Here is a 13,606-nt window from a genome sequence, read left to right on the forward strand (position 1 = left end):
ACAATGGCAGCGGTGCTGCTCAGGCATCGCACCAGCAGAGACGCAGGGCGGCTTAATCACGCAGAACACTCAAGGCGATTTCAGTACGAAACTCTTAGGGGCCGCTGGAGAAATCCGGCGGCCTTGCCGTTTGGGGCGATCCCTTGTGCCGGCGATCGGCGAACTCATCTTCACGGAATGGGGTCTGCCATCAGGTCTCAATAAAAACGACAGAACGATCGGCCGTCTCCAGAAGCGTATCTGCGACTGCACCGTAAGATAGATTGTCACCGGCACGCTTGCTGACGCCAAGGACAATCAGATTAAATCGCCCGTTGCGCGCATGTTTAAGAATTGCAAGCTCCGGCGACGAACCCTGGGATGCGACTTTTTCCACCTCGACGTCATAGAATGACGCGATCTGGTCGAGCTGATGAAAGGCGGCACGATGGGCGTTGCTCGTATCGCTCAGCCTCGAAGGCGATGCTGCCAGGCTGGGGTCACGAAAATAGACGGCAGTGATATCGGCGCCACTCGCTTTCCCAACAACAAAGGCGAATTCCGCGGCCTTCATCGACCGCTCGGTCCCGCTGACAGGCACGAGAATCCGCAGCTGCTGATCGTCATCGGGCAGACGACCGCGGGCAGCGACGATTGCCGATGTGCCCTTGAATGCCGAGATCGTTGCGGCAAGCCGAGGGCTGTAGCCGCCCCGCTCGCCGGTTGTCGGCTCAATTCCGACGAACATGATGTCATGTCCCTTTTCGGCGCTCTCGGAAAGCACTTCCCTGAGATCACCATCCCTCTTTTTCACGGAGACATGGATAGATCCATCCTCACCTGGTTCCTTTGTCTCGGCTTGAGCTTCCACCGCCTTTTCCGCGCTCGATTGAACGCGTTCGCTGATCTCGTGGGCGCGGCTGTCCGCGGATTTTTCAGCACTGGCATCGGGGCCTTCGCTCTCGTCTTCTGCCAGAACATCGAGGACAGTGACAGGCATCTTTCTGACGGCTGCGAAGTGACCGGATATCCTTGCGGCCAATTCGCTCGAGGCGGAGTGATCGATGGCGAGCAGGATGCGTTCGAATCTGGACAGAAAGCTCTTCTCTTCGAAGGCTTCCAGCTCGAGACGGTCCTTTTCCTCCTCACGCATTGGAAGTCTCGCCAGCGCCCAGCGCAATGTCGGCGGCATGGCCATTGTGGTGACCACCGCCATCGCGACAATCACGGAAAACAGGCGTTCGTCCAAAACACCAACGGAGAGGCCGATCGACGCAACAATGACTTCGGTTGAGCCGCGGGCATTCATGCCGCATCCGAGTGCAATCGCTTCCGGATTGGAAAAACCACTGAGCCTGGCGCCGGCAAACGCTCCGCCGAATTTTCCGAGGCTGGCAATCAGGATGAGCCCGACGGCGAGAAGCAAAGTCGATGGATCGCCGAGAACGCTGAGATCGGTTTGAAGTCCCGTAAGCCCGAAAAATACCGGCATGAACAGTGCAGTTGTCAGGGCGCGCAGCTGACCCTCGATCTGTCGGGTCAGAATGGGCGACTGCCCGACCAGGATACCCGCCACAAAGGCCCCGAGCACCGTGTGGACGCCGATGGCGTCAGTGACAATCGCCATACCACCCATGATCGCGATGATGGCGCTTAAAACAGGCAGGTCACTTTTGAACTTGTCGTTTGTCCAGCGAATGATCTCAAAGACGATGCGGCGGCCGATCGTGAAACTGAAAGTCATGAAGAGGACGGTGCCGATCACGCTTTGCGCCAGGGTGGCAAGATCGACTGCACCGTTCTTGGCAAGGCCGAACGTCACCGCGATGATCACCCAACCGAGCGTGTCATCGATAATGGCTGAAGCCACGATGAGCTGGCCGATATTGCGCCGCATGAAATCCATTTCCCGAACGACCGACGCAACGATTTTCACGGACGAGATCGAAAGGGCGGTGCCGAGGAAGAGCGATGTCACCAGTCTCGTGTCGGGGTTGGGAAGCAGGCTCGATGGGATGAGCTCGCCAAGGCCAAAACCTAGCGCAAAGGGGACTGCGATGCCGGTCAACGACACACCTGCGGCGGCTCGCCGCAATCGAAGTGCGAGGGCCAAGTCTGTTTCCATGCCAGCCAGCAAGAGCAGGAAAAGAATGCCGAGCTGCGCCACCGCATCGGCCATTGACTTTTGCGTATCCAGCTGCGGGAACAGCGCCGACTGAGCTGCTGGCACCAGCATACCGAACACCGACGGTCCAAGGATAATGCCGCCGATGATCTGCCCCATGATCGAGGGCTGGCCGAGACGGACCATGGCTTCGCCGAGCAGCCTGCCGACGACGACGAGAACAATGATCTGGACGAGGAACAACGCCTCGGAGGGACCGGCTGATTTGCCCCCGGCGGCGAACGCCACATCACAGGTGATGAAAGTGCAGGAAGCCAGCGACAATGCCCATGGAAAGGCCCGCGCACTCATCATCTTCGCTGCCATAAATGACGATACCCCTCGTGAATGTCGCGGAGAAACGAGCCAAATCGGCTTTCTGTTCCTACTCTGCTGCCTCTTCCTCGAAACGCCATCTGATCGAGCCGACGACATGAACCGAGCGTTCTGACCGCGGTCGATCTGCAATCAAAAGGGCCGGTTGCACGCATGCGCTGATGGACCTCTGCGGGAACCATTCTCGCTCGCGCGGGTTCTAGGGTGTGCGCCAATGGAGTTAGAGATGAAAAATGTTTTGACCACAGCCGTTATGATGTTTGCTCTTTCGGCCCCTGTATTTGCCCAGCAGAGCGTGATCGTTACCGATCCACAGCCGACCGGCTCTACGGTCGTCGTGCCGGGTGAAGTGCGTACCTATGTGACACAGCAGAGCATCCCGTCGGTCGTCTATGATGGTGACATTGCAGTCGGTGCGACGTTGCCGGGCGCGGTTGTCGTTCACACCGTTGATAGCGACGGCTACGCTTATACGATCGTCAATGAGCGCCGTGTCATCGTCGATCCGCAAACACATCGCATCGTGGATGTCCTGAACTAGATGCGGCACTGTCAATATTGAGGCCGGTCCGCCTTCGAGCGGCCCGGTCTTTTCGTGTGGCTCCAATTGCGTGAATTTCCGTATCGGTTGCAATATATAGGGCCACTTGGCCAAGAGCTAAGATCGCCCAATGCGTCATCCGAGACAGCAGCACATCGCCGGCGAGCCGTTTCCGATACCGCTGGCGTCGCCACGATAGCAACAGACTGGCTCGGGACGCTTGCAGCGAAGCGAGACGATAAGCCGTGCTCCCAAAGCGTCTGCTCCAGCTCCGAGTTGTTCTTCTCGCCTTGGTTGCTGACCGATCTCGCGTGGACGAGCAAGGGGAGTTTCTCCATGGAGACTTGCGTGGTTGCCGGCCGGGGGGAACGGCGGTCAAAACTGCCGATTGACAGATCGCGCCACGTCAGTTATTTAACGTATATGTTAATTAAGATAATGGCTAAATACGATGGATCGACTGAACGAAACCTTTGCTGCCTTGGCCGACCCGACGCGTCGCGCGATCGTCATGCGGCTTGCCGAGGGCGAAGCGACGGTCAATGAGCTCGCCGCGCCGTTCGCCATCAGTCTTCCGGCAATTTCCCGTCATCTCAAGGTTCTTGAAACAGCGGGTCTGATTACGCGCGGTCGATCGGCCCAACTGCGCCCCTGCAGGATCGAGGCGGGGCCGCTGAAGGAGATCGCCGATTGGGTGGAACGCTATCGTGGGTTCTGGGATCAGAGCTTTGATCGCCTGGATACCTACCTCTCTGAACTTAAAGGGAAAGGTGATGACAATGCTGACCGGTAATAACCAAGAAAGGCATGAACTTCTTATTCTGCGAACCTTCGCTGCCCCTCGGGATCTGGTGTTCAAGGCGTGGACCGATCCGGAATGCATGCTCAACTGGGCCGGGCCGAAGGGCTTCACGGCGAAGGGAGACCAGCTCGATGTCCGCCCCGGCGGCAATCACCGGGCCTGTCTGATTGCCCCAAACGGTGAGGAACATTGGGTCAGCGGCAAATATCTGGAAGTGCTTCCACCTCGCCGGCTTGTCTTTACCCATGCCTGGGAGCTCGCGAACGGGGAGCGCAGCCCGGAAACGGTCGTCACTGTCGATCTCACGGAGAAGGATGGCGCTACTCAGATGAGATTCCACCAGGCATTCTTCGAGAGCGTAGCCTCTCGAGACGGTCATGAAGGTGGTTGGACCGAGAGCTTTGAGCGGTTGGCACGGTTCCTGGACACCGATTTTAGCGGAGCAAGCAAACCATGACGGCGCCGATGAAGCTCTTTTATTGCGAAACGCTCAATCCCAGAAAAGCCTGTGCGGCCGCCCGATTTCTGAATGCGGACGTCGAGTTCGTCCGGATCGATCTCGGCCGCGGAGAACAGAAGGCGGCGGAATTTCTGGCCCTCAACCCGAATGGCAAGGTTCCGGTTTTGCAGGACGGGGAGAAAACGCTTTGGGAAGCAAACGCGATCATGTGTCGCCTTTCCGACATCGTTGGCGCGGACTTCTGGCCTCACGACGAGCGCCAGATCGACGTGATGCGTTGGTTGAGCTGGGACGCGAACCATTTCACGCGGTACGGTGCTGAACTCTGGTTCGAAAAAGAGATCAAGCCGCTCTTCGGGCAGGCGCCCGATCGGAAAGTCGTGGAAGATGCCGAAAACAATCTTAGACTGTATGCTCGGGTATTGAATGACCATCTGGCCGAACGCCGCTACGTCGTCGCAGAGAGCGTCAGCGTTGCCGATTTCGCGCTGGCGGCGGCACTGCCCTATGCTGCCTCGTCGCAACTACCGCTCGATGAATTCGGCCACATCATGCAGTGGCACGATCGATTGAACGAGCTCGAAGCGTGGCGCGAGCCTTTTCCGGTCTCCGATCGGTGAGAAGCACAAGAAAGGGGCGGTGATGGAGAACCGAACCGGCATCCAACAGCGAAGCATAACGGCCCGCCGAACCAAGTCGCCGCGAATACCGTCACTTCCGGGCTGCTAAATGCTAAGCGATCGAGATGATCTCCAGCTCATTTTCGCCGACCACGACGAAGTCACCGACCGATTTGCCGGCAAGCGAGCGAGCAACAGGTGAAACATAGGAGATCGTTCCCTGCTTGGGTTCGGCTTCGTCTTCTCCGACGATACGATAAGTCTGCACGCGCCCGTCATCGCGGCTGAAGGTGACAGTGCTGCCGAAGGCGACAGTCTCGTTGGACGCCGGCTTTCCTATCACCTCTGCGCTTCGAACACGCTCGGAGAAATAGCGCAGATCACGAAGCGGAACCGCCGATTGACGCCGCTTCTCATTCACATCCTCAATGGCATTTGCGGCTTGGTACTGTTCGCGAGCGTCCTGCATCGCGACGTTCAACGCCTTCCAACCTTCTTCAGTGACCAGGTTGGGATGGGGGGAAATCGCGCGGTCCGGAAGCTGCGTTTCCGCGGCGGTTTCCGCACTTTCCTCTTTTGTGAACGCGACTGCCAAAGCAAACTCCGTAAAACAACTGCCCGATCGAATGGATATAGTCCGGGATGTCATGAGTGCAACAGTGACCGCGAGATGACCGCGGGCTTTAACCCCCTCCTTGGCTCTAGGCCGTGGAAGGGTGCTCAAGCTCCTGTCATGCCTCGTGGTCCCAATCGTCAGAGATTCGGAAAAGCAGGCATGTACGAGCGGCTGGTCGAGCATCGGGAGAGAAGCTCTTCTGGCAACCGGTGCCAGCAGGAGGTTGCTTCAGATCGGAAGCAGGCGCATTGCATGCCGTAGAAAAACGTCATGCAATGCGAGCGAGACCGTTATAGCTGCCGGAATGGTAGAGGAGTGGTGCCTTGTCCGCGGCCGAATTGGCCTCATGCAGAGCGCAGACGCATATGATGTGGTCGCCGGCAGGTATAAGGGTTTCGACGGCCGCTGAGATAACGGCCATCGAGCCGGCCACGACAGGTGCTCCGGCTACTCGGTCTATTTTAATCTGCCCACATTCGCCGAATGGTCGGTTGGAAGCGAAAAATCGGGCCTGCTCCGCTTGATCTTCGCCAAGAAATGAAAAACCAACCTTCCGACCTGGTTCGAGGTGGAGCCTGCTTCTCGATTGGTTGGCAACGCAGAACAGGGCAAGAGGCGGATCCATCGAAACCGATGTCAGCGATGTCGCGGTGAAACCGTGGACGGCGGTGCCAGCATCGAATGTGATAACGGCGATCCCTGAGGCCAGGGCACGAAAGGCCTGCTTGAACGGATGTGCTATTCCGTTGCTCGGAATGTTCAATTCCTGGCTGTTTCGTCCGATCGAATTTGCCTCGCTCGGATCGCAGATTATGTTCGCCTCTGTCAGCACCTCGGACATGGACTTGGTTTCCTCTAGAGCCGGCTTTCCGAAGACTGCCGGGGACGTTGTTGAGCTGGACGGGCCCGTGCAGGGTACGGGTCCGTCCAGTCCTGCGCGTGACCTAGATGATCTGGTCCTGGGAGGTCAGGACGCCTTGCAACTTGCTCATCGGCAGTTCGCGCGGTGTGGCGTTACCCTTGACCGAAAGGGCTGCCGCCGTACCGACCGCTTGTCCCGTCACCATGCTGGCGGCCTGGGAGCGGACGCTGCCAAGCGCGTTGTATTCCGCAGAAATGCAGCGACCGGCCACCAGGAGATTTTCGATGCCCTTCGGAATGAGGCTGCGGAAGGGAATATGGAACCAGCCGGAGCCGCCGACCGCGACCAGGCTGACCGACTTCTTGCCCGATTTGTCATGTACATCCATGACGCTGCCGTAGCGTCCAATACCGTCCTCGAAGGTCCTGCCGTTCAACACGTCGTCATCCGTCAGGGTGTAGTCGCATACGATGCGACGCGTATCGCGAACGCCGACGGATTGGGCTGTATAGGCAAGATAGGAATCTTCGTAGCCGGGAACATAGTTGCGATAAAAGATCGCCATCTTGTTGGCCAGCTCACGCATTGCCAGTGTCGCCTTCGACATTTCGACGCGGTCGGTCCCGTCGATGTTATAGGCCATGTCCATGTTATGATAGGTGAAGTCGTAGCGGAACTTGCCGTTGCGGAACATGGTGCGCGTCACATACATGATGGCATCGGGATCGACGGTCTTCAGCCCATAGGGAATGGGGTATTCGCCTTTCGCGAGCGCCTTGCGGATCTGTTCCTTGAAGGCAATCATGGTGAAGGGCTTTTGTTCGCTGTGAAGCTGCAGCGACTTTTCGACATAATCCCGGCCGAATTCATCCGGATGTTCGCGCATATAGGCGAGCGTCTTGTCGAGATTGACGCCACCGATGGCGAAATACAGGCTAAGCGGTTGGTGCTTGCCGTCTTCGGGTGATCCCATTTCATATTGCGCGCCGGCCGCAGCGGCGATCTCTCCGTCACCCGTCGTGTCGATGGTCACACCTGCATGGATTTCGATGCTGTCGTGCAGGCTTTCGACGGTGACGCCGACGATCCTGTTGCCATCCATCAGGACGTCGCTTGCCTGTGTATTGAGCCAGACCTCGACGCCCGCCTCCTGTACCATCTGCTCGATAACCCACTTGGCGATTTCCGGGTCGAACATCTGGCGGGTGGCGGCCTGACCTTTCTGACCCCATGCGGAACCGATGGCGAGCATGCGGTCGATATATTCTTGCGCGATCGAGCGGACCAGCTGCTCATCTTCGAAGGAGCTCTCATAGCCGGTCACCATCAGCTTCTTCTCCTGGAAGGAGCCGGGAGCGCGCATGTGGCGCATGGAGCGGATCATCATCACCATGCCGCCGGAATGCGTTCCGCCGAGGTGATCGTGCGCTTCGAGAAGCAGAACGCTGGCGCCATTCCGCGCGGCCGCGATCGCCGCCACGAAGCCGGCTGTTCCGCCGCCGACGACGAGAACATCCTTACGCACGACCTGCTTTTCCTTATTCATCTTGATGGGCATGTTCGCTCCTCTCGAGTTGCCGTTATGAGATGAAGGTGCCGCGTCCGATCATTGTTCGGATCATTGGACGGGCACCACTTTGCAATGAACATTGGGAAGAGAAAATTGTTTATTTCTGTTCCAGACAACGTTATCTTGAATAAGACAACGTTGTCTCAGTTGGATTTGTTTGTCAAGGTTCATTTGGCCGCAGCGACTGGGATAAGATAAAAGGCGATCGAGCCCCGTTTGATCGCGACGGGTTAGCAGCTAAGAGTCGAACCGGAATGGCAAAAGCGGGAGCAGACTGAGTGGGACGAGACAACGCCAGAAAAGGAAATGCACCGACGCTTGCCGACATAGCGCGCGTGGCGGGCGTTTCCGTGAGTACGGCGGGTAGGGTGATGCGGCAGCAGGATTGGCCGGTCGATGAAGAGCTTAAGAAACGCGTGCTGCAAGCCGCGGCCGAGCTGGCCTATGTCCCGAACGTCATGGCGCGAACGTTGAGGGCAGGCGCTCCGGCCCTGGTTGGCCTGGTCGTCGGGAATATGCTCGATCCCTATTACGGCGAAATCGCCGAGGCCGTCACCAAGCACGGCGAGGCAACCAACAAGATGTTGGTGATGGTCTGCAACATGCAGCGCGATCCGATGCTCGAACTCGATTATTGCCGGCGCCTGTGGGAGCATCGCGTAGCCGGCCTCATTCTGGCGGGAGGAGGTTTCGACCAATTCAGCCACAACGGGGAACTGCTGGATCTGCTCGACCGAATGGAAAGGAGCGGTGTCGTCATTACCACGCTCAGCCCCCGCGACATTCCCGTTCCGGCCTTCTGCATCGATAATGAGGAGGCGGGCCGGATCGCGGCCACCGATCTCGTAGGGCATGGCCATCGTCGCATCGGGATTTTGACGGGCGCAATCCAGAACAGGGTCGTCGAGCAGCGCCTGAGCGGCATTAGATCGGTCTTTTCCAAGAGCGGCGTCGATTATCGGATCGCAGATAGCGGCTCTGGAGCCGAATGGGCCATTTCGTCCGTTGGTCATCTGTTTGATGCCGATCCCGATATCACCGGCATTGTCGCCGTTTCGAGCGCAACGTCCGCCAACGTTCTGCATGCGGTCGAAGCGACGGGGCGGACGGTGCCGGACGATGTCTCGGTCGTAAGCATCGGCGGCTCGATGCTCGGCGAGTGGAGCACGCCGAAACTGACGCGGGTCGATATCGCTCTTGATGAATGTGGCCGCGGTGCGCTGGACTATATCGCAGCGCGGGTCAACGAAGACGACGCCCCCGTCGCGGGGCCTTATCTTCCCCGGCTCATTCGCGGCGGATCGGTGACCTCACGACACTGAGGTGGCAAGCCCGCCAGCCGCCATTATCTCGACGCTGCGATATCGGTGGTAAAGCCGGCTATTCAGCCGGCTTTACCACCGAAACGGAACGGTGCAGGGAGCGCATCCAGAAGAACAGCTGCGCGAGCACGAGAAACAGGGCAATCGCCAGCACCGTCGCACTGATCGGTCCTTCGATAAAGGTCAGGAAGTTGCCACCGGAAATCTCAAGCGCGCGACGGAAGTTTTCCTCGATGAGCGGCCCAAGCACGTAACCAAGCAGGATCGGCGAGATCGGAAAGTCCAGGGCCATGAGAATTGCGCCGGCAACACCGAATACCAGGACCTCGTTCACTTCGAACAGGCTGTTGTTGGTGCTGTAGACGCCGATGTAGATGAAGAACATAGCAACCGGAAAGAGATAGCGGTAGGGAACCCGCAAGAGCCTGACCCAGACTCCGATCAAAGGTACGTTGAGTAGAATGAGGAAGACATTGCCGACCCAGAAGCTCGCAATCAGTCCCCAGAACAAATCCGCATGTTCGGTGATCAATTGCGGCCCCGGCTGGATGCCCTGAACGAGCAGCCCGCCAAGAATGAGAGCCATGACCGGATCGCCCGGGATGCCAAGGCTCATGGTTGGAATGAAGTCGATCTGCGTCTTTGAATGCGAGGACGCTTCAGGGGCGGCGACCCCTTCCAGAGCACCCTTGCCGAAACGCTCTGGCGTTCTTGATACCCGCTTCTCGAGAGCATAGGCGATGAACGTCGTAATCGTCGCTCCCGTTCCGGGCATGGCGCCGAACAACGTGCCGACCAGGGTTCCCCGCAGCATCGGGAAAAAGGCCTGCTTCAGATCCGCCATGCTCGGGCGCATATCACGCATTGACAGCTTGCCTGTGGTTATGACCTCCATATTGTTGATATTGCGAAGAAATTCTGCAACGCCGAAAAGGCCGAGCGCGAGTGCAACCAGTTGCACACCGCTGAACAACATCGGAAAACCGAATGTGAAGCGCATCGTGCCCGTGTTGATGTCGGTGCCGACCATGCCGATCAACAATCCCAGCGTGGTCATTGCAACACCTTTCAAGGGTGTTCCGCGTGCCATCGTCCCACCGCAGATCAAGCCGAGCAGCATGATGGAGAAAATTTCCGCCGGCCCGAACTTGAAGGCGACGCTGACCAGCAACGGAGAGGCAAAGACCATGACGATGATGCCGATCGATGCGGCGAAGAACGAGCAGAGCATGGTAATGCCGAGCGCGACGCCGCCCTTACCCTGCTTTGTCATTGGATAGCCATCGAGACAGGTGACGGCATGTGGCGGATGGCAGGGCAGATTGAGAAGGATAGCTCCGATCGCCCCGCCATATTGCGAACCATAGAAGATGCCCGCCAACATCAGGATCGCCGGGATCGGCGACATGACGTAGGTCAGCGGCAACAGGATCGACATGGCCGAGAGCGGACCCAGGCCGGGCAATACGCCGATGAGGTTGCCGATGAGGACACCGACGAACGACCAGAGGAGATTGTGAGGTTCGAGCGCGACGCTAAAGCCGTGAGAGAGATCGAGAAGCGACTGGATCATGATCAACCCCAGCTAAAGAGAGGAAACTGCACCTGCAGCGCCCACCAGAAGACGACGGTTGCGACGACAACCATGCCGAGCGCCACGACGAATGCATTGAGGAGCGAATTCTGGCGATCACCGAGAGCAGCGATAAATACGCTTGCGAAAGTGGCCGGCACCAGGCCGCCATATTCGCCAAACACAACGAACGCGATGACGCTGAGCAGAATGCAGATCCACCCCCGCCATTGCGGGCGAGACGCAGGAGCCGTCATCTGGTTGATCGTCTCGCCGATACTGTCGTTTCGGCCTCGCAACGCGATCGCGATGCCGATCAACGCCAGAACGACCCCGAGCGCAGCCGGGAAGAACCCGGAGCCCATTTCCGACAGCGAGCCGACTTTATACTGGATGCTCTGGATGATGGCGGCGATCCCTATCAGGAACATGAGGCCGCCGCCAATGTAGTCTTTTATATGCTGCTTCATCGATCAATCGCTCCCGTGAGCCCATGCACTGCTCCCGCGACAAGGAAAGCCTTGCTGGGACATGGTCGGTTCAGTCCGGAGGAGCCGGGTTTGATTCAAGGCGTCGAGCGGCGACTTGGATCGGCGATCCCGGCTCGACGCAGTGTCAGTTCTCGGATGGCGCCTTGGCGAGAACGGCGCTGTCGATCTTGAATTCTTCCTCGATCATCTGGTGGAAATGGTCAGGCGTGTCGGCGGCAATGATGTCGTCGATCTTGTTCAGATCGGTCTTGACCGGATCCTTGGTCAGGATATCGACGATATTCTGGTTGAGCTTGTCGACGATGTCCTTGGGCGTTCCCTTCGGCGCGACGAACCCATACCAGCTCGAGAAATCGAATCCATCGACGCCGGCTTCCTTGAGGGTCGGCACGTCAGGTAGTTCGGTTAGCCGTTCGTCGGCGCCGACACCCAGTGCCCGCAACTGACCACTCTTGATGAAGGGCAAAAGAGCGAGTGGGCCTGTCATGAATACTTGGATACGCCCGGCAACCAGGTCGGGAACCGGGGCCGCGCCGCTCTTGTAGGCGACCTCGACCATCTTGGTTCCGGTCAGCTTCTGAAACAGCATCGAGGCGACGAATTGCGACGAGCCCAGACCGCCATTACCGACTTTCAATTCGCCCGGATGCGCCTTGGCGTAACTGATGAGTTCAGCCACCGTCTTCACCGGCAGGCTTGGATTGATGACAAGAATTTCCGGTGTGTGGATCGCCATGGTGATGGCTTCGAAATCCGTCTTCGGATCATAGGGGAGGTCGGGCTGTAGCAGCTTGTTGGTCGACAGCGTACCGGGGGTGCCGATGCCGATCGTATAGCCGTCAGGCTTTGCCTGGGCGATCATCGTGGTGCCGATGGCGCCATCTGCGCCCGTATTGTTTTCGACGACGATCGGCTGTCCCAGTCGCTGGCTGAGTATGGTCGCGACCTTGCGGGCAACGAAGTCCTCGTTGCCGCCGGGAAGCGACGGGACAATCAGGCGGATCTGGCGCGACGGATATCCATCCTCGGCGTGCGTGCTTCCCGCAATCGCCAGTCCGCTCATAAAGGTGCAGGCTAACAAAACGACGCTATACTTCGATTTCATCGAATTCTCCTCCCTGGTTTTTGCTCCATGCTGCGGCAGCTGAATAGCCGCCTCCAAGCTGCGACCATCTCGGCCTCGCTTGCCGCGAAACCGACTCCTCCTGGTCGTTCCAAAGGCCAATCCGCTCCTACTCGGATGGCAAAATCACCAATTGCGATTGTACCCGGCCTCTGAAAATCAATGTATCGAATTAAATTCGACACGCAAGGCAAAATTTTTGAATTCAAAATATGGATGCATCATCGATTCAGGCTTGCTGCAATCTTCAGCCAATTGCAACGACTGTCTGTGAATGGGCAGATCACTCCGCCGAATTCGAAAAACCGAGATGCTCGAACACCGCATAGCGCTTGTTGCGAAGGTGATTGAACAGAATGTCGCCGAGCTCGCGACCTGCCTTGCGACGCAGCGCATCGAGGATGGCTTCGTGCTCCCGCATCGCCTCGCTCCACCTGTCGTGATGCTGGTCGAGATTGGCAATATAGCGGACCCGGCGGATGCGGTTGCCGAAGTTGAAATAGGTGGCGGTCAGGATCTTGTTGCCGGCGATCTCGACGATGCGCCGGTGGATCGCCTGATTGCAGCGGAAATATCCGTCCAACTCGCGGCGCAGATAATAGCCGTACATCTCGTAGTGGATCTGTTCGATCTCATTGATCTCGTCTGCAGAGATATTTTCGCAGGCGAGCCGGCCGGCCAGCGATTCGAAACCGCCCATAACATCGAAAAGCTCGCGCAATTCGTTGGCATCAAGTCCCTTCACACGTGCGCCGCGGTTGGGCAGCAGTTCGACGAAACCCTCGGAGGCCAGCACCTTCAGCGCCTCCCGCAAGGGCGTTCTCGACACTCCGAAGAGGTCGCAGAGTTCCCGCTCGGGAACGCGCGCGCCATCCTTCAGATGGCCTTCGATAATATAATCGCGCAATCGGCACAGGACTTCACCGTGCAGCGATTGCCCGGCCAGGGACGACTCGGCATCTGCCGCGTCGGGGCTCGGCGCGCGCTCTGAAAGGCCGGAAGCTGGTTTGAGCGACGGTTGGATGTTGGTCATTGTCCCTCATGCATAGGACAGGATCTGCATTATGTCGAGAGGCGATGCCGGCATATGGAATTCATCTGCGATATTGCAACGGCCAAAAATGAATGCAATATTGCCGTCAGCCGT

The 13,606-nt window shown here is 58.1% G+C and carries 13 protein-coding genes; 5 read left to right on the plus strand and 8 right to left on the minus strand.

Annotated elements, in window-relative coordinates:
- Positions 1-190: 190 nt before the first annotated feature.
- Positions 191-2,470, minus strand: a complete 2,280-nt coding sequence (locus tag DTW90_RS34710; RefSeq protein ID WP_149344476.1) for a cation:proton antiporter — start codon at positions 2,468-2,470, stop codon at positions 191-193.
- A 235-nt stretch (positions 2,471-2,705) separates the two neighbouring features.
- Between DTW90_RS34710 and DTW90_RS34715 the strand changes: the two genes are divergently transcribed.
- From DTW90_RS34715 to DTW90_RS34730, 4 genes are all read left to right on the plus strand, one after another.
- Positions 2,706-3,020, plus strand: coding sequence for a DUF1236 domain-containing protein (locus DTW90_RS34715; RefSeq protein ID WP_149344478.1), 315 nt, complete (start codon positions 2,706-2,708; stop codon positions 3,018-3,020).
- A gap of 451 nt (positions 3,021-3,471) precedes the next feature.
- The gene (locus DTW90_RS34720; RefSeq protein WP_149344480.1) at positions 3,472-3,813 is read left to right on the plus strand and encodes a metalloregulator ArsR/SmtB family transcription factor; all 342 of its coding nucleotides are present in this window, start codon (positions 3,472-3,474) and stop codon (positions 3,811-3,813) included.
- Complete coding sequence (locus DTW90_RS34725; protein WP_149344482.1) at positions 3,794-4,279, plus strand: SRPBCC domain-containing protein; 486 nt, start codon at positions 3,794-3,796, stop codon at positions 4,277-4,279. Before DTW90_RS34720 ends, DTW90_RS34725 begins: the two co-directional genes overlap by 20 nt.
- Positions 4,280-4,287: 8 nt before the next feature.
- Positions 4,288-4,902: a glutathione S-transferase family protein gene (locus DTW90_RS34730; protein WP_149344517.1), complete on the plus strand. Its 615-nt coding sequence runs from the start codon at positions 4,288-4,290 to the stop codon at positions 4,900-4,902.
- Positions 4,903-5,014: 112 nt separating this feature from the next.
- On the opposite strand, the gene greA is transcribed toward DTW90_RS34730, so the two are convergent.
- The 3 genes from greA to DTW90_RS34745 all read right to left on the minus strand — a co-directional run bounded on the left by greA (position 5,015) and on the right by DTW90_RS34745 (position 7,938).
- Positions 5,015-5,497: a transcription elongation factor GreA gene (gene greA / locus DTW90_RS34735; RefSeq protein ID WP_149344484.1), complete on the minus strand. Its 483-nt coding sequence runs from the start codon at positions 5,495-5,497 to the stop codon at positions 5,015-5,017.
- 289 nt (positions 5,498-5,786) lie between these two features.
- Positions 5,787-6,359 carry a flavin reductase family protein gene (locus DTW90_RS34740; RefSeq protein WP_149344486.1) on the minus strand — a complete coding sequence of 191 codons (573 nt, stop codon included), beginning with the start codon at positions 6,357-6,359 and terminating at the stop codon, positions 5,787-5,789.
- A gap of 103 nt (positions 6,360-6,462) precedes the next feature.
- A complete protein-coding gene (locus DTW90_RS34745; RefSeq protein WP_149344488.1) occupies positions 6,463-7,938 on the minus strand; it encodes an FAD-dependent oxidoreductase in 1,476 nt (491 codons plus the stop codon).
- A gap of 290 nt (positions 7,939-8,228) precedes the next feature.
- Between DTW90_RS34745 and DTW90_RS34750 the strand changes: the two genes are divergently transcribed.
- Positions 8,229-9,272, plus strand: coding sequence for a LacI family DNA-binding transcriptional regulator (locus DTW90_RS34750; RefSeq protein WP_149344490.1), 1,044 nt, complete (start codon positions 8,229-8,231; stop codon positions 9,270-9,272).
- A 58-nt stretch (positions 9,273-9,330) separates the two neighbouring features.
- On the opposite strand, the gene DTW90_RS34755 is transcribed toward DTW90_RS34750, so the two are convergent.
- The 4 genes from DTW90_RS34755 to DTW90_RS34770 all read right to left on the minus strand — a co-directional run bounded on the left by DTW90_RS34755 (position 9,331) and on the right by DTW90_RS34770 (position 13,492).
- Entirely contained in the window at positions 9,331-10,845 is a 1,515-nt protein-coding gene (locus DTW90_RS34755) for a tripartite tricarboxylate transporter permease (RefSeq protein ID WP_188080167.1), read from the minus strand.
- A gap of 2 nt (positions 10,846-10,847) precedes the next feature.
- Positions 10,848-11,315, minus strand: a complete 468-nt coding sequence (locus DTW90_RS34760; protein WP_149344492.1) for a tripartite tricarboxylate transporter TctB family protein — start codon at positions 11,313-11,315, stop codon at positions 10,848-10,850.
- A 145-nt stretch (positions 11,316-11,460) separates the two neighbouring features.
- Positions 11,461-12,441 carry a tripartite tricarboxylate transporter substrate binding protein gene (locus tag DTW90_RS34765; RefSeq protein ID WP_149344494.1) on the minus strand — a complete coding sequence of 327 codons (981 nt, stop codon included), beginning with the start codon at positions 12,439-12,441 and terminating at the stop codon, positions 11,461-11,463.
- A 301-nt stretch (positions 12,442-12,742) separates the two neighbouring features.
- Positions 12,743-13,492, minus strand: a complete 750-nt coding sequence (locus tag DTW90_RS34770; protein WP_149344496.1) for a GntR family transcriptional regulator — start codon at positions 13,490-13,492, stop codon at positions 12,743-12,745.
- Positions 13,493-13,606: the final 114 nt, after the last annotated feature.

This window comes from Neorhizobium sp. P12A (assembly GCF_008365395.1).
Taxonomy (GTDB): domain Bacteria; phylum Pseudomonadota; class Alphaproteobacteria; order Rhizobiales; family Rhizobiaceae; genus Rhizobium.